This is a genomic window from Ruegeria sp. CJ9 (assembly GCF_056536625.1).
This window is the reverse complement of the sequence record NZ_JBQFPY010000006.1, coordinates 302,537-320,358: the sequence shown is the minus strand read 5'-3', so window position 1 is coordinate 320,358 and position 17,822 is coordinate 302,537. Positions and strand designations below refer to the sequence as shown.

The following is a 17,822-nucleotide window of genomic DNA, read 5'->3' as shown; positions in this document are numbered from 1 at the left end:
CCGTAAGGCAGCAGATCGTCACTGGAGATGCCAATTTTCGCACCGATTTCCTGAATCGGCTTCTTGTTCGCCTCACGGGCGATTTCGATGTCGGATTTGTAGCTCATTGGGCAGGGTCCCTGATTGAATGCCGTGCGTGCCGACGCAATACGTCGGTGCTGATCAATCCATACCGTCGTGTACAATCGCAATGGATATGAATTCCGACATAATCATGGCGTGAAACGGCGTTGACCCAGTTCTGGCGCTGTTAGCGCAACATTCCGAGGCTTATGAGGGTTCCCACGCGCGCTGATCCGGCACAAAAAGCGAGACGGAGTCGTTCAGCTTCAACGTTCCCGGACGTTCGATCCAGGCCGTGACGCCGCGACGGCCCCTGGCGGCGGGTTTGAACGTCTTGCCATAGCCTGGAATGTCAGATTCGATTTCTTTCCCTGGATAGATGCAAGGGCGGTTCTCCATATCAACGGTCATCGTAAGCCCATCGAGGGCCTGCAGCCGCGATGAGGGCGGAATATGGGTAAAATCCGGTATTCCCTTTAGCACGATTGACGCCCCCAAATAGGTGGGGTCGAGCGTTTCCAGCCCCATTTCACTTGCGATCTCGTCCATTTCTTCGGACGACAGAATCGTCAACTGACGCACATTTCGAATTTCAGTATCTTCGGGGTACAGGTTCTTCATACGCATACATGAGGCTCGATTGACCCCTGCGTGACGGGCGCCTGTTTCCCCGGCAAAATCAAGATCCAACCGATCGACCGGACGGGCGCGCAGCGAGCCACCTGACGGTACATGCCCCAACCAGACAACCTGCGCCGAATACTCGGTTTTTCGCATCACCGGCATGTGGGGCCTCGCTCCAAATTCCTGACAACGGCTCTTCGCACCGTACGTATCCCGACTGTGAAGTGAAGCAAAAAAGACCCGGGACAATGCCCGGGTCTGATGTACTTAAGCTGAAGGTTCCGGCTCCATCCCACCATCGGGCGGAGACTTCTTGACCTTTGTCTTAGGAATCGCTGTCACGCTGGGCGCGCTGCCCTCGTCGGGATTGTCACCATCATCATCACCCTCGCTGGGCGATTCACCGTTCATGACGCGCTTGATCTCGTCCCCGGTCAGCGTCTCATATTCCAGAAGACCCTGTGCCAGACGCTCCCATTCCTCGTTCTGTTCGGTCAGAATCTGGTGGGCGCGCTCGTAACCCTGCTGGATCAGACGCTTCACCTCTTCCTCGATCAGCTCTTTGGTATGGGCCGAAACCGAGAACCCGGCGGTATTGCCAGAGTATCCATCATGCGCCTCGGCATAGTCGATATTGCCGACCTTGTCCGACATTCCCCAGCGCATCACCATGGCGCGCGCCAGTTGGCTGGCCTGCATGATGTCACCGGCAGGACCGTTCGAAACATGGTCTTCGCCGTACTTGATCACCTCTGCGGCTTTGCCCGCCATGGTCATGGCCAGCTTTTGCTCACATTCGTCACGGTGATAGTTCAGGCGATCCATTTCCGGCAGCGAAACAACCATGCCCAGCGCACCACCGCGCGGGATGATCGTCGCCTTGTAGACCGGATCACACAGCGGCAGAGTCAGGCCGACAACGGCGTGACCGGCCTCGTGATAGGCGGTCTTTTCCTTCTGATCCTGTGTCAGCACCATCGAGCGACGCTCGGCCCCCATCATCACCTTGTCCTTGGCATTCTCAAAATCTTCCATGGTGACAAAGCGACGGCCCACGCGCGCGGCCATCAGCGCGGCCTCGTTCACGAGGTTCGCCAAATCCGCACCCGAGAAGCCTGGTGTACCGCGCGCGATGATGCGCAGGTCCACATCGGGGCCCAGAGGCGTCTTGCGTGCGTGAACGCCCAGAATCTTTTCGCGGCCTTTGATGTCGGGGTTGCCGACAGTCACGTTACGATCAAACCGGCCCGGACGCAGCAGCGCAGGGTCCAGAACGTCCTTACGGTTGGTGGCTGCCAGAATGATCACGCCTTCGTTGGCCTCGAACCCGTCCATCTCGACCAGCAACTGGTTGAGGGTCTGTTCGCGTTCGTCATTACCACCGCCATAACCGGCACCACGATGGCGACCCACGGCGTCGATCTCGTCGATGAAGACAATACAAGGCGCGTTCTTCTTGGCCTGTTCGAACATGTCGCGGACACGGGATGCACCGACACCAACAAACATCTCGACAAAGTCAGAGCCCGAGATGGTAAAGAACGGCACACCCGCCTCACCAGCAATGGCACGGGCCAGCAGCGTTTTACCAGTACCCGGGGGGCCAACCAACAATGCGCCTTTCGGAATCTTACCGCCCAGACGGCTGAATTTCTGCGGGTTGCGCAGGAATTCCACGATCTCTTCCAGCTCCTCCTTGGCCTCATCAATGCCCGCGACATCGTCAAAGGTCACGCGGCCATGCTTTTCGGTCAGCATCTTGGCCTTGGACTTGCCAAAGCCCATCGCGCCGCCTTTGCCACCGCCCTGCATCCGGTTCATGAAGTAAATCCAGACCCCGATCAGCAGCAGGAAAGGCAGCAGCGTGATCAGGAAGGACTGAAACCCGGATTGCTGCTGTTTCACGGCCTGAACGGGAATGTTTTCATCGATCAGCAGCTTGGTGACTTCGGCATCGGCGGGTTTGATGGTGACATAGGTCGCGCCGCTTTGCGTGGAATAGCGAATCTGTTCACCGTCCAGCGTCACATTTTTGACTTCGCCGCTTTCAACTGCGCTGACAAAATCGGAATAGGTTCTTTCATTGCTCTGAAGCGTTCCGCCCTGGCCACTGAAGAAATTGAACAGTGCAAGGATCAGCAGAAAAAGAACGACCCAGAAGGCGATGTTACGAGCGTTGCCCAAGGAATATCTCCCAAAAGATTTCGGCAGGTGCGGGTCTGCCGGTTTGCCCTATAAAATAGAGATGATTCAAGCATGTTCAATGCGATAAAAGCGAAGAGTAAAACTCGGGCCTTTGTGGGGCCATTTCGGCTGTCCAACCGTTGGAATAATCAACTAGGGGTGCAGCAAGCAGGTTTTCACCGCTCCACACGGCAGGCGAGGCCAAAAGCGCCATACGTGGTTTGCCCAATGCGCGCCATTCCGGCACCTGCGGCAAACCAGTCTCACCCAGCGCACGCACCTCGGCGCCCACGGCCCGAGGGCCGGACAGAACCCAGCGGTCATCCCAAAGCTTTTCCGGGGCGGTGATTTCTGTCGCCACGGCGTTTAGCTCTCTGCAAAACCACATTTTATCGCCGTGTGGGATCAACAAACAGCCCGCCAGAGTCAGGGTCTTTGCATCCCGAACGGCTGCCACGGCCTGATCCACCGCAGCCCCGCGCGGCGGATAGCCCGGTCCTGCGATCCACACGGTGATTCCAATGACCAGCCGCCGTTGAATCTCTGCCGGAAGCAGTTCAAAGCCGTTGCGGTCCACGCAAATGTCCCCGTTATCCACATCAGTAACTCGTCGTGCGGATTCCTGCGTATAATGCGCCAGTGCTTCACGCGCTTGTGCAAGATTTTCGGCCACGCGCGACAGCGATTGTGCAGAAATCCCCAGCGGTTCCAGCCCTGTCAGGGCTTCACGCGCTTTGATCCGGTCGAATTTAAAGTCCTGATTCGACGGGTCCTCGATCCAACTTGCGCCGATCCGCGACAGGTAGCCGCGCAGGGTTTGCCGAGTGATTCCCAACATCGGGCGCAGTAGCGACACGCCGTTTTGGTCCCGCACCCAAGGCATCCCTGACAATCCTGTCACACCGGCCGCCCGGCCCAACCGCATCAGAACAGTCTCGGCCTGATCATCGGCTGTATGTCCCAAAGCAATCGCCGATATGTCATTCCGGTTCGCCCAGTCGGTCAACAATCGATACCGCGCCTGACGGGCCTGATCCTGCAGATTGCCTGTGCCATCCCACCCCTGCCACCGCAGCGTTTCGTGCGGGATATTCAATCCAGCGGCCTGTTCGGCCACGCAAATAGCCTCAGATGCCGAGTCGGGGCGCAATCCATGATCCACGGTGGCAGCAAACAGATCGACCTGCTCGGCCTGAGCGATTTCATGCAACAGATGCATCAGCGCCACCGAATCCCCGCCACCAGACACGGCGATACCCAAACGTGGCGGCAGTCGGTCAGGCAGCCGCGTGCGGAGTTCAGATCGAAGTGTTTCGGCCTCGCCCGTCAAGAACAGCCCAGCGACGCCATTTCCTGAGTGGCGGCGGATACTGTGGCCGAGGCCGGGAACCGCACGCCAACCTCTGTCAGGGTGATACAGGCCTGTTCGGTTTGTCCCAGACGACCCAACGCGGCACCCAGTTCAAACAGAGCCTCGGGGGCAAACGCACCTTCGGAATCGCCGGTAAAGCTGGCCAGGAACGCCCGTGCGGCCTCACGCGTGTCGCCCAATCCGTCCAGCGCCTGCCCGCGCTTCAAATGTGCTTCGGGCGCAAGCGGGCTGCCTGGATACGACGAATCGAACTGCGCGAACTGGTCGGCTGCGGCCTGAAAATCCCCTTCGGACAGGGCCAGCGCAGCAGCTTCGAAGTCTGATTGTTCACCGATCGCCAGTTCCCCCTGCTCACTTACCGAAGAGGGCGTTGGTGAAATGGGTGCCGCAGAACCGACCGTAGCTCCTGAATCACCACCCAGGGTCGAGGTTTCGCCAAGCGTACTCAGATCTCCGCCTTCCAGTTCGACCAGACGGAACTCCAGGTCGCCGATCCGGTTGGTGCCATCGGTCACGACGTTCTGAACCCGCTGATTAAGCTGCTCGGTCTGGCTCGTGAGGCGTTGCAACTCGGCCTCGATCGCGTCGACTCGTTCCAGAATGGAACTGCCAGACAGGTTCGGCGCCGGAGATCCGGTCGTCGAAAACTCACGCTTTAGACGTTGAATCTCCACGTGCAGCACTGTCAATTCCTGACGGATATCCGCCAGCGTCTGCTGATCCTGTGCTTGTGCCACACCGGCGGTCGCAATAACTGCGGCCAGAACCCATCCTGCAAGTCTCATCATTTTACCCCAAGGTTGAACCGGTCAGCACCGTAACCGCGCGGCGGTTCTTGGAATAGCATTCCTCGGTGCTGCAAATCTCAATCGGGCGTTCCTTGCCGTAGCTGACTGTTGTCAGGCGGTTCCCTGCCACCCCGCGCGAGATCAAATAGTCGCGGGCCGCATTCGCCCGTTTCGCGCCCAGACCAAGGTTATACTCGCGTGTGCCTTGTTCATCTGCATGACCCTCGATAGTAGCCACGAAATCCGGGTTGGCCAAAAGCCAGTCTGCCTGCCCCTGCAAGACCGTTTGCGCCTGTGGCGTCAGTGTGGACTGATCCACTGCAAACAATACCCGGTCGCCAACAGTTTGCTGGAAATAGGCGGGCGAGCGCGGATCGCTGGGCGAGCCCGGCGCAATCGCACCATTTGCGCCATTTCCAAAACCGCCACCCAGTGCCGATGGATCGTTGTTGGTACAGGCGGCGATTACACTCAGCGCGCCTATAGCCAGAACTTTGCCCAATACGTTCATTTCAAGTGCCTCGTTGTTTTATCGGTTTATTGCCGTCTCTGTATCACAGTGCAGGATTTTTGTGAACTTTTCCAACCGCCTGCCCCGATCAATTCTGCAATGGCCCCCAAGACGGATCGCTGCCGCCATCCGGAGTGCGCACCGGATGCAAGTTCCGCCCCGAAATATCCACGGAATACAGCGTCGCCCGCCCGCTGGCCCCCTGCGTTTCGCGGGTAAACATGATGACGCGGCCATTGGGGGACCAGGTCGGCCCCTCATCAAGGAAGGATGAGGTCAGCAGTCGTTCTTCACTGCCATCCGTACGCATGACACCGATGTGAAAACGGCCCTTGTTTTGCTTGGTAAACGCAATCAAATCGCCACGCGGCGACCAGACCGGGGTGCCGTAGCGGCCTTGACCAAAGCTGATCCGTGTTGCCTCACCCCCATTGGCGGGCATGATATACAGCTGCGGTGTGCCCGAGCGGTCGCTTTCAAACACGATCTGCGAACCGTCCGGGGAATAGCTAGGCGCGGTTTCAATGGCCGTCGTATTGGTCAGACGAACGCTTTGGCCCGAGGCCAGGTCCATCTTCCACAGGTCGGTATTGCCGCCCTGAATCAGCGAATAAACAATCGAGCGGCCATCGGGCGAAAAGCGTGGGGAAAAGCTCATCGTGCCTTCTTGCGTCTGCAATTCGGTTCTTTTCACTCGGTCGACGTCCAGAACATAGATGCGTGGCTGACCGGTTTCATAACTGGTATAGAGCAACCGATCGCCCGACGGCGAAAAGCGCGGGGCAAGGACGATGGCGGCACTGTCAGTCAGGTACTGCACGTTGGCTCCGTCATAATCCATGATCGCCAAACGTTTCAGGCGTTGATCCTTGGGCCCGCTTTCGGAAACAAAGGCCACGCGGCTGTCGAAATATCCGCCCTCTCCCGTGATGCGGCTGTAAACCTGATCGGCTACTTTATGCGCCATGCGTCGCCACCCTTCGGTAGTGCCTGCAAATTGCAGACCGTTGCCCAGTTCCTGACCCGAAAACACATCCCACACCCGGAATCGCACAGTCAGCCGGTTGCCGGAGACGTTCACAGCACCCGTCACCAGCGCATCTGCGTTGATGGCTTTCCAGTCGGCAAACTGGACCGGCGCATCAAAACTACTGACCCGACTGATGAATGCGTCCGATGAGATTTCGCGGAACAGCCCCGTACCGGTCAGGTCGGCGGCTACGACTCGAGAGATGTCGTTGGCATATTGCGCCGCGGCTGGCCCGTCAGGCACAAAATTCGGAACCGCAAAAGGCAAGGGTTCAATGATCCCCTGATCCAGTTCCAGACGCAGCGGTCCGCTCTGTGCGTATACCGGCGCTGTCATAATCGTCAGGCCAAGCAATAGGCTGGTCAGAAATCTCATCATTTGATCCGCATCCTCTCGGGATTGAATGTAATCTCAATATCTTGCCACTGAGCATATTTGTCAGCAGGCAGGTCGTATCCTTTGGCGCCACAGCGCAATATTGCCCGTCTGGCGGCTTCGTAAGCTTGTTTAGCAGACGCCGTTGTTCCGCCCGAGCTATCGATCATACGCAGGCTACCGCCTTCCACCTTCCCTTCACGGGTCAATGAAAATCCAACGACTACAACCGTTTGCAAGGCATCCGTGGACAATGACCCCACGTTCCAACACTGTGACACAGCCAGACGCATTGCATCTTTTTCACCGCTTGTCAGTGGAGGACCAGCAGGCTCACTACTCTCTTGCAAAGCCTCGGCCAAAGCATCTTCAACGGCGCTTTCGTCAACTTGTGTTGGTGGCGTCGACTCCTGCTCCTCAGGTTCTGCCGCTACCGGATCTGCCGGTGGCGCGGGTCGGTTTGGCCGCTCCTGCGGTCGCGGGGACGTACGCGGAGCGTTCTCTTTGGTTTCCTCGGCTTCGGTCACGATCTGATCCGTGGCCTCTTCCGGAGCGGTTTGATCCTGCTGTTCCTGCTGGGTATCCGCACCCTCATCCAGCGACACAGCGGGCGTTTCCACTTCGTCCGGTTCCGCCTCGGGCGGTGGTGGCGCAATGGGTTCCGGTGCAACCTTGTCAGCGGGGCGCGGCTGCGCCTCGGGGCCCGGAGCCACGGGCAGCACTTCGGTCACTGGCTCGGGCTGATCCAGTGTCGGCGCTTCGTCGACCACTTCGGGTTCTGGCGGAGCCTCGACCGGTTCGGGTACGGGATCGGGCTCGGGTTCAGCTGGGGTCACAACCTCGGGTGGGGTTTGTTCTTCTTCAACCGGTGCGGGCGGTGTCACATCTTCGGTGGGCACTTCGGGCGGTTGCAGGGCAACGGGTGTCGACACCTCAGGCGCGGTGCGCTGTGCGGTTAAAGCATCGAACTGATCAACCGAGACCACCGACACCTCCTGCACAGCCATAGGCAGGGGGTCGGACCGGAACGTGCCGCCGAAAAAAGCCCATCCAATCAAGACGACATGGGCAATAGCCGAGATCTTGGTGCCGGTATCCACCGCGCGGCCTCACTCTCCACCTTCGTCCAGGGCCGGCCCGCCGCTATCGGTCACAAGACCCACATTGGAAAACCCACCCGCATTTAACGCACCCATTACCTGCATCACCTGCGCGTAAGGAATCGCCCCGTCGGCCCGCAGGAACACGCGATCACTGCTGCGTTCTGCCGCAATGGCGCGCAGTTTGCCAATCAACTCTTCGCGCACCACGTCCGTCGTCTGGATCTGCACGCGTCCATCCGCGGTCAGTGTTACGGTCAGTGGTTCTTCGTTATCGCCGGGCAAGGCACTGGCCGCCGTTTTCGGCAAGTCTACAGGCACCCCAACGGTCAAAAGCGGGGCCGCAACCATGAAAATAATCAGCAACACCAGCATGACATCCACAAACGGCGTCACGTTGATTTCGGCCATTGGCTGCGCCCGGCCGCGACGCCGCCCGCGTCTGCGCCCGTTCCCACCACCGTTTTGCTGAACTGCCGCGCCCATCGTTAGCTGTCCAACTGTCGCGACAGGATGGTGGCGAACTCGTCAGCAAAGGCTTCGTACCCGCCAACGATCCGGTCACTATCCGCACTGAGCTTGTTGTAGAAAATGACCGCCGGGATCGCCGCCAGCAGGCCCAGACCCGTGGCCAGCAACGCCTCGGCAATACCCGGCGCCACAACGGCGAGGTTTGTGTTCTGTTGCTCGGCAATCTCGATAAAGGCGTTCATGATGCCCCAAACGGTTCCAAATAGACCAATAAACGGCGCGGTCGAGCCGACGGTCGCCAGAATAGGAAGGCCCTTTTGCAGCGTCTCAGCCTCTTTCGCGATGGCAACGTCCATGGATCGATCGATCCGCGCCGTGGCCCCGGCGATCAGCCCGCCATCAGTGCGATGAGACCGCCGCCATTCGATCATACCGGCGGCAAAAATCTTTTCCGAACTGCCATCAGGCTGCGTTCCAATCTGTTCGAACAGCTCATCAAGGGGGTTCCCTGACCAGAAGCTTTCATCAAACACCTGGGCCTCACGTCGTGCCGCGCGGTAGTTGATCAGCTTTTGAATGATGATGCCCCAGGACCAGATAGATGCGCCGATCAGCATCAGCATCACCAGTTTGACGATAAAGGTCGCGCGGGCATACAGCCCCCACATGGAGAAATCGATCTCCTGCGCCAGCGCCAGCGTTTCAGCTTCCATGAACCTGCTCTTTGTTTTGCCTGTTGGCCGTTCGTTTGGCCTTGTTTTGTCAAACGCTAACCCAGATGGTCCTGAAAAGCCAACAGAACCACCCCAACGCCGCAATTTGTTACAGCAATGCGCGAATCTCTGCCGGAAGCCGCACCGGTTTGCCCTGTGCATTCATGCAAACGGCGGTGACAGTGGCACGAAAAATCTCGGTTTCGCCTCTTTTTACCAACTGCCCCATCGTAAGCCGAACGCCCGAGCGTGAAATGAAATGAGTTTCGATGGTCAACTCATCGTCGAACTTGGCCGGGGCCAGGTAATCCGCCTCAATCCGCCGGATGACCCAAACTATCCCATCATCGCGCATCGCATTTTGGTCATTGCCCAACCGGCGCACATAGTCCGACCGGGCGCGCTCGATGTATTTCAGGTAATTCGCGTGATAGACCACGCCGCCCATGTCGGTGTCTTCATAATAGACCCGAACCGAATAGATGTGCTTTTGCGGGTCGGTCATACTGGCATTCCATCCTGTTGAAATCTTTGGAACGGGGCAGGACATGCCTCACACAGATACAGGCCAACGCGCAATCCCTATAAGGTTACAAAAAATCTGGTCACCCAACACTTGGTATCGAAATTTATCCCCTAGCTGGTTAGGCTGACCAAATAGAGGTTTGAATTTAAAGGGGATCCCATGGCCACCCCCCACCGAGAAGAGGGCAAATTCCCACTGCCCATCCTGCAGGGTATCGTGCCGATCAAGCGGTCGTCCCTGCCGACTGAGGTTCTTGCCGGACTGACCTTTGCCTGTCTCGCGATCCCCGAGGTGATGGGCTACACCAAAATCGCAGGCACCCCTGTGGTGACGGGACTGTACACGATCCTGATACCGATGGCGCTGTTCGCCCTGTTCGGATCATCGCGGCATCTTGTCGTGGGGGCGGATTCCGCCACGGCGGCCATAACTGCGTCTGCTCTGGCGGGTATGGCGGTGTCAGGATCTTCGGAATATCTGGCGCTGGCCTCTCTGCTGGCGCTGATGGCAGCAGTGCTGTTGATTGCCGCGCGCCTGATCGGCCTTGGCTTTCTAGCCGATTTCTTATCTCGGACAGTACTGGTTGGCTTTCTGACTGGCGTAGGCATTCAGGTGGCCACGGGAGAGGTGCCCGGAATGCTGGGGATCGAGGCGTCGGGCCACGGAACGCTGGCCAAACTTCAGGGCTTGATACAGCACTATGACCAGACAAGCTGGCCAACGATCGCGGTATCCTTGTCCGTTCTGGTCGTCGTCATTGGGTGCAAAAGTTTATCGCCCAAAATACCCGGCCCGCTGATCGCAATTTTGGGCATCATCCTTTGCAGTTGGACTTTCCAGTTCAGCGCGGCGGGCGTCACCGTGCTGGGCGCAGTTTCCGGTGGCCTGCCCGCCCTTTCAATCCCGGATGTGGATTGGAACTGGGCTCTGTTCAAGCAACTGACCCCTACCGCCCTGTCGATCTTTGTGGTGATCCTTGCCCAGAGCGCCGCAACCTCGCGCGCTTATGCGGCCCGGTACGAGGACAAGTTCAGCGAAAACACCGATCTTGTCGGGTTGGGTTTGGCCAATCTCGGCGCGGCCTTTACTGGCACTTTCGTCGTCAACGGCAGCCCCACCAAAACCGAGATGGTGGCCAGCGCCGGAGGCCGCAATCAAATCGCGCAACTGACGACGGTGGCGATTGTTCTGGTGGTGATCCTGTTTCTGACCGGGCCGCTTGCGTTCCTGCCCAATGCCGCGCTGTCCGCGATAGTTTTCCTGATCGGTGTAAAGCTAATCGATTTGAAGGGCCTTGCTGCCATTTATCGTCAGGCACGGTCAGAATTCTGGATCGCGGTGGCCACAGCAGGTGTTGTGGTTCTGATCGGGGTCGAGCAAGGGATCATCTTTGCCATGGTTCTGTCGCTGATCGACCACACGCGCCGGGGATACCACCCCAAGAACGCGATCATCGCCCAAAGCCCTGATGGCGGCTGGCAGATAAGTCCCGTCGCCACGTCAAACCAGTTCAAACCCGGCCTGGTGATCTATCGCTTTTCCCACAGCCTCTATTACGCCAACACGCAACGGCTGTCGGACGAGGTCGCTTCAATCGTCAATAGGGCCGACCCCAAGTTGCGGTGGTTCTGCATCGAAGCTTCTGCCATTGATGATGTGGATTTCACCGCAGGTTACTCATTGCGAAATATCCACGGCTTGCTGCAGTCCAAAAACATTCGACTGGTTTTTCTGCTGGTCGAACCGGATGTCCGCAAAGAACTGGACCGCTACGGTGTCACCGATCTGGTCGGGCCTGACGCATACTTTGACACCGGCAGCGATCTAATTAAGGCGTTTCAGCACCAGAGCAAACCACTTGCCTAGGCTTTATTGCGGCGCTTGTAGCCGCGCAAACAGCCTCAGCGCGTGTGACGCATCCTGCGCAGCCCCGGGCAGGATCGGGTCATAGGCCGCGCGGATCACCTCGGCGATTTCGGGCCGCAGAACGGTTGTTTCCCCGGCAACAGCCAATGGGGATTGGGTCCGAAATGCGGTGTCCGACCACAGCAAGATGGTCTGCACCACCTGGCTAAGCGCGAGTGTTTCCGCCGGAACCTTGGACAGTTCCTTGTCCATTCTCAGAAAAACAAAAGCCGCGCGGATCGCTCCGTCTTCTTCAAAGCGGAAAATCCGGTACTGGTTGGCATCCGCAGCCACCAGACGATCCACCAGGGGTGCCAGATCGGGGATCAGCCGATCCAGATCGGGAACCTCCAGCAACTCTTGCCAGTCGCGGAAAAAGAACACCATGCAATTGGCGCCTAGTTCCGGATCCGTTTCGGCCATCTTGTGCCCGGCCAATGCCACCACGGCCTCGATCGCGCCTTTGACGGTTGCCAGTGTTTCATCCTCAACACCAAAGACAATCGGCACGATGGGGCGCCCCCAACGGGCAAACAGAAACTCACCACTTTCGCGCGTAAACAGCGCCTCGATCTGATCGGGTGTCACGCCCTGCCCCTTTTCCGAATCAAATACGGCCGCCGGTGGCATAAAATCTAATGGTGCGTACTTCAACCAAACAGATCGCTCTGTCCCTTCGGTGCGGCCATGCCCAGATGCGTCCATGCCTTTTGCGCCAACATCCGGCCGCGCGGGGTGCGTTGGATTAGACCCTGTTGCAACAAGAAGGGCTCGATCACCTCTTCCAGCGAATCGCGGCTTTCCGACAGCGCCGCCGACAGGGTCTCAATCCCCACCGGACCACCTGCGTAATTCTCGGCAATCAGCTTCAGATAGCGCCGGTCTGCGCCATCCAACCCCAGATGATCCACGCCCAGCCGCGTCAAGGCCCCGTCCGCCAGTTCGCGCGTGATCCGGCCGTCGCCTTCGACAATGGCGAAATCGACAACCCGCCGCAGCAGCCGCCCAGCAATCCGCGGTGTTCCGCGCGAACGTCGCGCAATCTCACGCGCACCGTCATCATCCGCAGGTGCCCCCAGTTTTCGGGCGTTGCGGGTGACAATCTCATGTAACTCGTCGACCGTATAAAACTGCAGCCTGGTCGGTATCCCGAAGCGGTCGCGCAGCGGCGTGGTCAGCAGACCCATCCGCGTGGTCGCACCGACCAGCGTAAAGGGCTGCAATTCAATCCGAACGGTCCGGGCGGCAGGGCCTTCGCCGATCACCAGATCCAGTTCGAAATCCTCCATCGCCGGATACAGCACTTCTTCGACCGCTGGGTTCAGACGGTGAATTTCGTCGATAAACAGCACGTCCCGCGATTCAAGATTGGTCAGGATCGCCGCCAGATCCCCCGCCTTGGCCAGCACCGGCCCCGAGGTCATGCGGAAATTCACCCCCAACTCACGCGCCATAATCTGCGCCAGAGTGGTTTTCCCCAGCCCCGGAGGGCCGTGAAACAACGTGTGATCCATTGCCTCGCCCCGCTGACGGGCGGATTGGATGAAGATACGCAGATTGGCGCGTGCCTCGGCCTGACCGATGAATTCGTCCAGACCCTGCGGACGCAGGGCGCGGTCATTATCCTCGGGCATCGGCTCGGGCCGCAGGGTGGGATCTGCATCTACCATTCAATCACCCCTTCGGAGCAAGCAGTTTCAGCGCTGCTCGGATCAGATCAGCCTCACCCGCGTCAGGCAGGTTGGCTGCCGCTTCGGCCACGGCGGATGCCGCGTCAGACGGCCCATACCCCAGATTTGACAGCGCCGACAACGCCCCTGCCGAGGCCGCCGCAGCCCCCGAAGCCTGCTTCACCGCTCGCTTCGGCGCAGGTGCCGGTTCCGCCAGTTCGACAACCTCTAGCTCTGGGCCGTCCATTGCCTCGGTTACGGTTCCGCCCATGGCCATCACACCCGGCGCCTTGTCCTTGAGGTCCAGCACAATGCGCTGCGCGGTCTTTGGTCCGACACCCTTGGCCGCCTTAACCGCGCCCCAGTCGCCCAGAGCAATTGCACGGCTGACCCCATCGGGGCCCAATGCCGAAAGGATAGCCAAAGAAACCTTGGCCCCAACCCCCTGCACCGAGCACAGCAGCCGGTGCCATTCCTTTTCGACCAATGACAGAAAACCATAAAGCTGCATCAGGTCCTCTCGCACCACCATGTCGGTGTAGATCGAGACAGCCTCACCCACCCCCGGCAGCGCCGCCATCGTCCGGTCCGAGCAATAGACGAGGTAACCCACGCCGCGAACGTCGATCAGCACGTGATCCGCCGCGCGATAATCTAGCCGCCCCGTCAGTTTCCCAATCATGCCCGCACCTCTTTCATGCGCGCCTGTGGCGCTGTGCCGTAATACGAATGACAGATGGCAATCGCCAGCGCATCCGCCGCATCCGCCCCTTTGGGCTGACACCCAGGCAGCTGTAGTTTGACCATGTGAAGTACCTGCTCTTTTTCGGCATGACCGACACCCACAACCGTTTTCTTGACCCGGTTGGGTGCATATTCCCCCACCGGCAATCCGGCCTGCGCCAGTGTCAGCAAGGCCACTCCGCGCGCCTGACCAAGCTTTAGCGTTCCGGCCCCATCTTTGTTGACGAAGGTCTGTTCGATAGCTGCCTGATCAGGTTGATGCTCGGCGATGACCTCGACGATCTGATTGTGCAGTGACAACAACCGCTCACCCAGATCATCCCCGTCCGACTTGCACAAACCGTTGGCAACATGAGTCAGGCGGCTGCCATGTGATTCGATGACGCCCCATCCCAGGGTCCTTAGCCCCGGATCAATGCCCAGAATTCGCATGTCGTGCCTCGGCCTGCTCGGGTTTTTTGTGATCTTTGTTTCCGATTAGCACGAAGCGTGAACATTTTCCAAGCGAATTGACACGAAGTCTGAAAACGACACACCTAACCCACCCGCGACAGCGCGGCTTGTTTGCGACAGTGAAATGCCTGAATTCGACACGTTCCATGACCGTTAAATGGCTAATAAATTAAGGGTTTTTTAGAAAAATCCACCCTTGCAAAAATTGCATAGGACACATGCAATTTCTGCTCTTGCGCGGCCAAATCCACGTCACTAGATGCCCGCTTAGTATCAAAACTGTAACACCAACCAGAAGGAAACAGGATATGGCTGCATTGGACACCACCCGCGCCACCACTGGCTCATTCGGCCTCGTCGGCCGTATCGGCGCAACTTTCGCATCGGTCGTAAACGCCGTCGCAGAATGGAATGACGCCCGTGTAACCCGCAACACGCTGAGCGGTCTGACTGATCGCGAACTGGAAGATATCGGCCTGTGCCGCGGCGATATTGACGTCGTGGTGGAAGGTCGTCGGTAAGACGCAACCATCACTCATTCGCCCCTTTCCTCCCTCAGGGGCACAAAAGAACGCCGCGCATTTCACGATGCGCGGCGTTTCTTTTCAAAGCTGACCGAATTCAGCGAATGAGGCTATTGATATTCGTCGCCAAAAACTCTGACACGGGGTCAATCTGCATGACCCAGGCGCCGGCCTGTTCAACCGACGTACCCTGCGCCAGACTATCAACGCGATATTGATAGGCCGAAGCGCCAAGGCTGGTTAGCAAAAAGGTCTTGAATGCAAACAGCCCAGCAAGACAGATCAAAAGCAGCTTAGCCGGAACCGCAGATTTGACTCGCTGCGGTTTCATCACCACCAGGCCATCTTTGCGCATCGTGGCGCGATAGCCCCGGCTGAGCTTGGCGTGTTTCTTGTTCAGGCGATGAACGCGCTGACCAAATTCCAGTTGTTTTCCCGTCATGGCAGCCTCCAATAAACCGCCCCCGTAACCACGTCCTGACGGTAGTTACAGATTGCGACAAAAAAGAGGCAAGAATCCATGAAACTCCTGAAAATGGTCTAAATTACGCCCTGTTTGCTTAAGATTAGCGTTGTCCATTCACCAATCTCATCTCTTTTAGTTAAATTGAACCCGTTTTGTAGATAAACCGAGATCACATCATCGGCCTGCTCATTGAGGATTCCCGAAAGAATTGCATATCCTCCGGCCCGCAGATTCGCTCCGATTTCGGGGGACAAGGCAACCAATGGACCTTTGAGAATATTGGCAAAAATCAGGTCGTAAGGGGCGTGCGACTGCAGATCCGGGTGATCGAATCCAGCGGCTTCGATGCATTGAACCCTACCGGCCATATTGTTGGCTTTCAGATTGGCTTCGGCCACATCTACCGCAACCTGATCTATGTCGCTGGCTATGATATCACCGTCCCAAACCCGCGCGGCGGCCATGGCCAAAACGGCAGTCCCGCAGCCGATATCGGCAACTTTGGATGCCGTGAATCCATCGTCCAGCAGGAAATCCAGCGCCTTGAGGCAACCCAAGGTCGTGCCATGGTGACCGGTGCCAAAGGCCATCGCGGCCTCGATCAATAGCGGGATGCGCCCTTCGGGCAGCTTATCGGCATCGTGGCTGCCATAGACGAAGAACCGCCCTGCCTCGACCGGGGCGAGTTCGCGGCGCACATGGGCAACCCAATCGGTTTCGGGCAGTTCCGAAACCACAAACGGCTTGGCCTCGAAGGCCGCGGCCAGAACGGCCAATGCGGTGTCATCGGGGGCTTCGGTAAAATAACCACCAACTTCCCACAGGCCCGAGCCGTCTTCGACCTCGAACACGCCGACACCGGTGGGTTCCGGTTCTAGCCGCTCCATCGCTTCGCCCAGACCTTCGGCGGCTTTCTTGCCGGTCAGAGTGGTAAGCGCAGTGAATGTGGGCATGGGGGCCTCCTGTCTCAGTTGAAACAGCGCCTAGGGCGTGGGCCCGCCAAGGTCAAGCAGTTGCGCCTATTCTGCGGGGGCCGGGGCGTATTTCGACAGGATGGTTTCGTTGCCAGCCTCAGGATGGCGCGGGATCAGCAGCGATAAGCCCAGCGACACCATCGCCATCGCGGCGGCCAGTGCAAAGACCGCTCCTGGCGAGGCCACCCAAAGCAGGCCCAGCAACGCAGGCAGGAACACTGCCGCGATGTGGTTGATGGTAAAGGCCACAGCCGCCGTGGGCGCGATATCGGCCGGATCGGCGATCTTCTGGAAATAGGTCTTCAGCGCCAAAGCCAGCGCAAACAAAACGTGGTCGATCACATAGAGGGTTGCGGCCAGTATGACGCCCCAGCCAAACCAGTAGATGCCGCCATATGCGGCGAACACGATGGCCAGACCGGCATATTCAAAGATCAGCGTACGCCGTTCACCGAACCGTGCCACCGCCTTGCCCAGCAACGGGGCGGCCATCATGTTGATCATCAGATTGATCAGATAGAGGCTGGTCAGTTCATGCACTTCAAATCCGAACTTCTCGACCATCATAAAGCCTGCGAAGACGACGAAAATCTGCCGCCGAGCGCCAGCCATGAACTGCAAGGCATAATACAACCAGTACCGGCGACGCAGAACCAGTTTCTTGGTCTGCGGTGTAGGCGCATCAAATTGTGGGAAAGCGAACAAGCAAAACAGCGCCAGCAGGGCCGTTGCTCCACCTGCCGCCATAAACACGAAGTTATAGGACAGATCGAACCGTTCCCAGGTCAGCACGATCAAACCATACACAACCGCCGTAGCTGCCGAGCCCATTGCAACCAGCCAACCCAGTACCTGCGGTGCGCGGTCCTTAGGCAACCATTGCAGTTGCAGCGATTGGTTGACGGTTTCGTAGTAGTGAAAGCCTATCGAGCTGAACAGGGTAACGAACAGCAGCCCGCCCAAACTTGGGAACCACGCCGTCACCGCCGTTGCCACACCCAGCATCATCAGCGAGATCATCGCCAGCACTTGTTCGCGGATAAAGATGATCACCGCGATCACGCCGATGGCAAGAAAGCCAGGAATCTCACGAACCGTGTGCAACAGGCCGATATCTGCACCGTCGAAATTGGCAACTTCGATCACGAAGTTGTTCAACAGCGCGCTCCACGCGTTGAAGGCAATGGGCATGGTCAACGCCATTACGAACAAGAGCGTCACCGGGCGGCGCCAGAACGGAAGGCTCTGTGCCTCAGCAAGGGGCATGGGTTTCAGCATGAGACCCCTCTACGCCCATTTATGCTGCTTGGCGAGAGGAAAGCTGCACAT

19 protein-coding genes are annotated in these 17,822 nt (G+C 58.3%); 2 read left to right on the top strand and 17 right to left on the bottom strand.

The genetic code is table 11. The features are described 5' to 3' along the window. Positions 1-270 precede the first annotated feature (270 nt). The 10 genes from ACR0AJ_RS14855 to ybgC all read right to left on the bottom strand — a co-directional run bounded on the left by ACR0AJ_RS14855 (position 271) and on the right by ybgC (position 9,736). Complete coding sequence (locus ACR0AJ_RS14855; RefSeq protein ID WP_480648911.1) at positions 271-849, bottom strand: MOSC domain-containing protein; 579 nt, start codon at positions 847-849, stop codon at positions 271-273. A gap of 105 nt (positions 850-954) precedes the next feature. Then, positions 955-2,871, bottom strand: a complete 1,917-nt coding sequence (gene ftsH / locus ACR0AJ_RS14850) for an ATP-dependent zinc metalloprotease FtsH (protein ID WP_170362401.1) — start codon at positions 2,869-2,871, stop codon at positions 955-957. A gap of 76 nt (positions 2,872-2,947) precedes the next feature. After that, positions 2,948-4,201, bottom strand: a complete 1,254-nt coding sequence (gene tilS, locus ACR0AJ_RS14845; RefSeq protein ID WP_480741211.1) for a tRNA lysidine(34) synthetase TilS — start codon at positions 4,199-4,201, stop codon at positions 2,948-2,950. Continuing rightward, positions 4,198-5,028 carry a tol-pal system protein YbgF gene (gene ybgF, locus ACR0AJ_RS14840; protein ID WP_170351825.1) on the bottom strand — a complete coding sequence of 277 codons (831 nt, stop codon included), beginning with the start codon at positions 5,026-5,028 and terminating at the stop codon, positions 4,198-4,200. The genes tilS and ybgF overlap by 4 nt, the downstream gene beginning before the upstream one ends. A gap of 4 nt (positions 5,029-5,032) precedes the next feature. Then, a complete protein-coding gene (gene pal, locus ACR0AJ_RS14835) occupies positions 5,033-5,542 on the bottom strand; it encodes a peptidoglycan-associated lipoprotein Pal (RefSeq protein ID WP_170351705.1) in 510 nt (169 codons plus the stop codon). Positions 5,543-5,630: 88 nt separating this feature from the next. Further along, on the bottom strand, positions 5,631-6,950 hold the full coding sequence (tolB, locus tag ACR0AJ_RS14830; RefSeq protein WP_170351706.1) for a Tol-Pal system beta propeller repeat protein TolB: 1,320 nt from the start codon (positions 6,948-6,950) through the stop codon (positions 5,631-5,633). Then, positions 6,947-8,047, bottom strand: coding sequence for an energy transducer TonB (locus tag ACR0AJ_RS14825; protein WP_480741209.1), 1,101 nt, complete (start codon positions 8,045-8,047; stop codon positions 6,947-6,949). Before ACR0AJ_RS14825 ends, tolB begins: the two co-directional genes overlap by 4 nt. A gap of 9 nt (positions 8,048-8,056) precedes the next feature. Beyond that, positions 8,057-8,533, bottom strand: a complete 477-nt coding sequence (tolR, locus tag ACR0AJ_RS14820) for a protein TolR (RefSeq protein WP_170351708.1) — start codon at positions 8,531-8,533, stop codon at positions 8,057-8,059. A gap of 2 nt (positions 8,534-8,535) precedes the next feature. Further along, a complete protein-coding gene (gene tolQ, locus ACR0AJ_RS14815; RefSeq protein WP_170351709.1) occupies positions 8,536-9,231 on the bottom strand; it encodes a protein TolQ in 696 nt (231 codons plus the stop codon). 109 nt (positions 9,232-9,340) lie between these two features. Then, a complete protein-coding gene (ybgC, locus tag ACR0AJ_RS14810) occupies positions 9,341-9,736 on the bottom strand; it encodes a tol-pal system-associated acyl-CoA thioesterase (RefSeq protein WP_170351710.1) in 396 nt (131 codons plus the stop codon). A gap of 180 nt (positions 9,737-9,916) precedes the next feature. Here ybgC and ACR0AJ_RS14805 point away from each other — a divergent pair, with 180 nt between their 5' ends. After that, positions 9,917-11,623 carry a SulP family inorganic anion transporter gene (locus ACR0AJ_RS14805; RefSeq protein WP_480741207.1) on the top strand — a complete coding sequence of 569 codons (1,707 nt, stop codon included), beginning with the start codon at positions 9,917-9,919 and terminating at the stop codon, positions 11,621-11,623. 3 nt (positions 11,624-11,626) lie between these two features. Here ACR0AJ_RS14805 and ACR0AJ_RS14800 read toward each other — a convergent pair whose 3' ends face one another. The 4 genes from ACR0AJ_RS14800 to ruvC all read right to left on the bottom strand — a co-directional run bounded on the left by ACR0AJ_RS14800 (position 11,627) and on the right by ruvC (position 14,508). Beyond that, entirely contained in the window at positions 11,627-12,250 is a 624-nt protein-coding gene (locus tag ACR0AJ_RS14800) for a hypothetical protein (protein ID WP_368040042.1), read from the bottom strand. Between the two features lie 62 nt (positions 12,251-12,312). Further along, a complete protein-coding gene (gene ruvB, locus ACR0AJ_RS14795; RefSeq protein ID WP_058283170.1) occupies positions 12,313-13,332 on the bottom strand; it encodes a Holliday junction branch migration DNA helicase RuvB in 1,020 nt (339 codons plus the stop codon). Between the two features lie 4 nt (positions 13,333-13,336). Continuing rightward, entirely contained in the window at positions 13,337-14,014 is a 678-nt protein-coding gene (gene ruvA / locus ACR0AJ_RS14790; protein ID WP_170351713.1) for a Holliday junction branch migration protein RuvA, read from the bottom strand. Further along, positions 14,011-14,508 carry a crossover junction endodeoxyribonuclease RuvC gene (ruvC, locus tag ACR0AJ_RS14785; protein ID WP_170351714.1) on the bottom strand — a complete coding sequence of 166 codons (498 nt, stop codon included), beginning with the start codon at positions 14,506-14,508 and terminating at the stop codon, positions 14,011-14,013. The genes ruvA and ruvC overlap by 4 nt, the downstream gene beginning before the upstream one ends. Before the next feature lie 329 nt (positions 14,509-14,837). Between ruvC and ACR0AJ_RS14780 the strand changes: the two genes are divergently transcribed. Next, entirely contained in the window at positions 14,838-15,050 is a 213-nt protein-coding gene (locus ACR0AJ_RS14780; RefSeq protein ID WP_170351715.1) for a DUF1127 domain-containing protein, read from the top strand. 100 nt (positions 15,051-15,150) lie between these two features. Here the strand turns inward: ACR0AJ_RS14780 and ACR0AJ_RS14775 are convergent, their stop codons facing one another. From ACR0AJ_RS14775 to ACR0AJ_RS14765, 3 genes are all read right to left on the bottom strand, one after another. Continuing rightward, the gene (locus ACR0AJ_RS14775; protein ID WP_170351716.1) at positions 15,151-15,495 is read right to left on the bottom strand and encodes a hypothetical protein; all 345 of its coding nucleotides are present in this window, start codon (positions 15,493-15,495) and stop codon (positions 15,151-15,153) included. 98 nt (positions 15,496-15,593) lie between these two features. Next, positions 15,594-16,472: a 50S ribosomal protein L11 methyltransferase gene (locus ACR0AJ_RS14770; protein WP_480648921.1), complete on the bottom strand. Its 879-nt coding sequence runs from the start codon at positions 16,470-16,472 to the stop codon at positions 15,594-15,596. 66 nt (positions 16,473-16,538) lie between these two features. After that, positions 16,539-17,771 (bottom strand): MFS transporter, encoded by a 1,233-nt coding sequence (locus ACR0AJ_RS14765; protein ID WP_170399256.1) that lies wholly within the window; start codon positions 17,769-17,771, stop codon positions 16,539-16,541. Positions 17,772-17,822 lie beyond the last annotated feature (51 nt).

What these genes read in the sequence shown, in the direction of transcription:
- ACR0AJ_RS14775 (WP_170351716.1), bottom strand. Translation starts at nt 15,495, where the DNA reads ATGACGGGAAAACAACTGGAATTTGGTCAGCGCGTTCATCGCCTGAAC.
- ACR0AJ_RS14780 (WP_170351715.1), top strand. Translation starts at nt 14,838, where the DNA reads ATGGCTGCATTGGACACCACCCGCGCCACCACTGGCTCATTCGGCCTC.
- ACR0AJ_RS14770 (WP_480648921.1), bottom strand. Translation starts at nt 16,472, where the DNA reads ATGCCCACATTCACTGCGCTTACCACTCTGACCGGCAAGAAAGCCGCC.
- tolB (WP_170351706.1), bottom strand. Translation starts at nt 6,950, where the DNA reads ATGATGAGATTTCTGACCAGCCTATTGCTTGGCCTGACGATTATGACA.
- ACR0AJ_RS14855 (WP_480648911.1), bottom strand. Translation starts at nt 849, where the DNA reads ATGCCGGTGATGCGAAAAACCGAGTATTCGGCGCAGGTTGTCTGGTTG.
- ACR0AJ_RS14805 (WP_480741207.1), top strand. Translation starts at nt 9,917, where the DNA reads ATGGCCACCCCCCACCGAGAAGAGGGCAAATTCCCACTGCCCATCCTG.
- ruvA (WP_170351713.1), bottom strand. Translation starts at nt 14,014, where the DNA reads ATGATTGGGAAACTGACGGGGCGGCTAGATTATCGCGCGGCGGATCAC.
- ybgC (WP_170351710.1), bottom strand. Translation starts at nt 9,736, where the DNA reads ATGACCGACCCGCAAAAGCACATCTATTCGGTTCGGGTCTATTATGAA.
- ruvC (WP_170351714.1), bottom strand. Translation starts at nt 14,508, where the DNA reads ATGCGAATTCTGGGCATTGATCCGGGGCTAAGGACCCTGGGATGGGGC.
- ACR0AJ_RS14765 (WP_170399256.1), bottom strand. Translation starts at nt 17,771, where the DNA reads ATGCTGAAACCCATGCCCCTTGCTGAGGCACAGAGCCTTCCGTTCTGG.
- ybgF (WP_170351825.1), bottom strand. Translation starts at nt 5,028, where the DNA reads ATGAGACTTGCAGGATGGGTTCTGGCCGCAGTTATTGCGACCGCCGGT.
- ruvB (WP_058283170.1), bottom strand. Translation starts at nt 13,332, where the DNA reads ATGGTAGATGCAGATCCCACCCTGCGGCCCGAGCCGATGCCCGAGGAT.
- pal (WP_170351705.1), bottom strand. Translation starts at nt 5,542, where the DNA reads ATGAACGTATTGGGCAAAGTTCTGGCTATAGGCGCGCTGAGTGTAATC.
- tolQ (WP_170351709.1), bottom strand. Translation starts at nt 9,231, where the DNA reads ATGGAAGCTGAAACGCTGGCGCTGGCGCAGGAGATCGATTTCTCCATG.
- tolR (WP_170351708.1), bottom strand. Translation starts at nt 8,533, where the DNA reads ATGGGCGCGGCAGTTCAGCAAAACGGTGGTGGGAACGGGCGCAGACGC.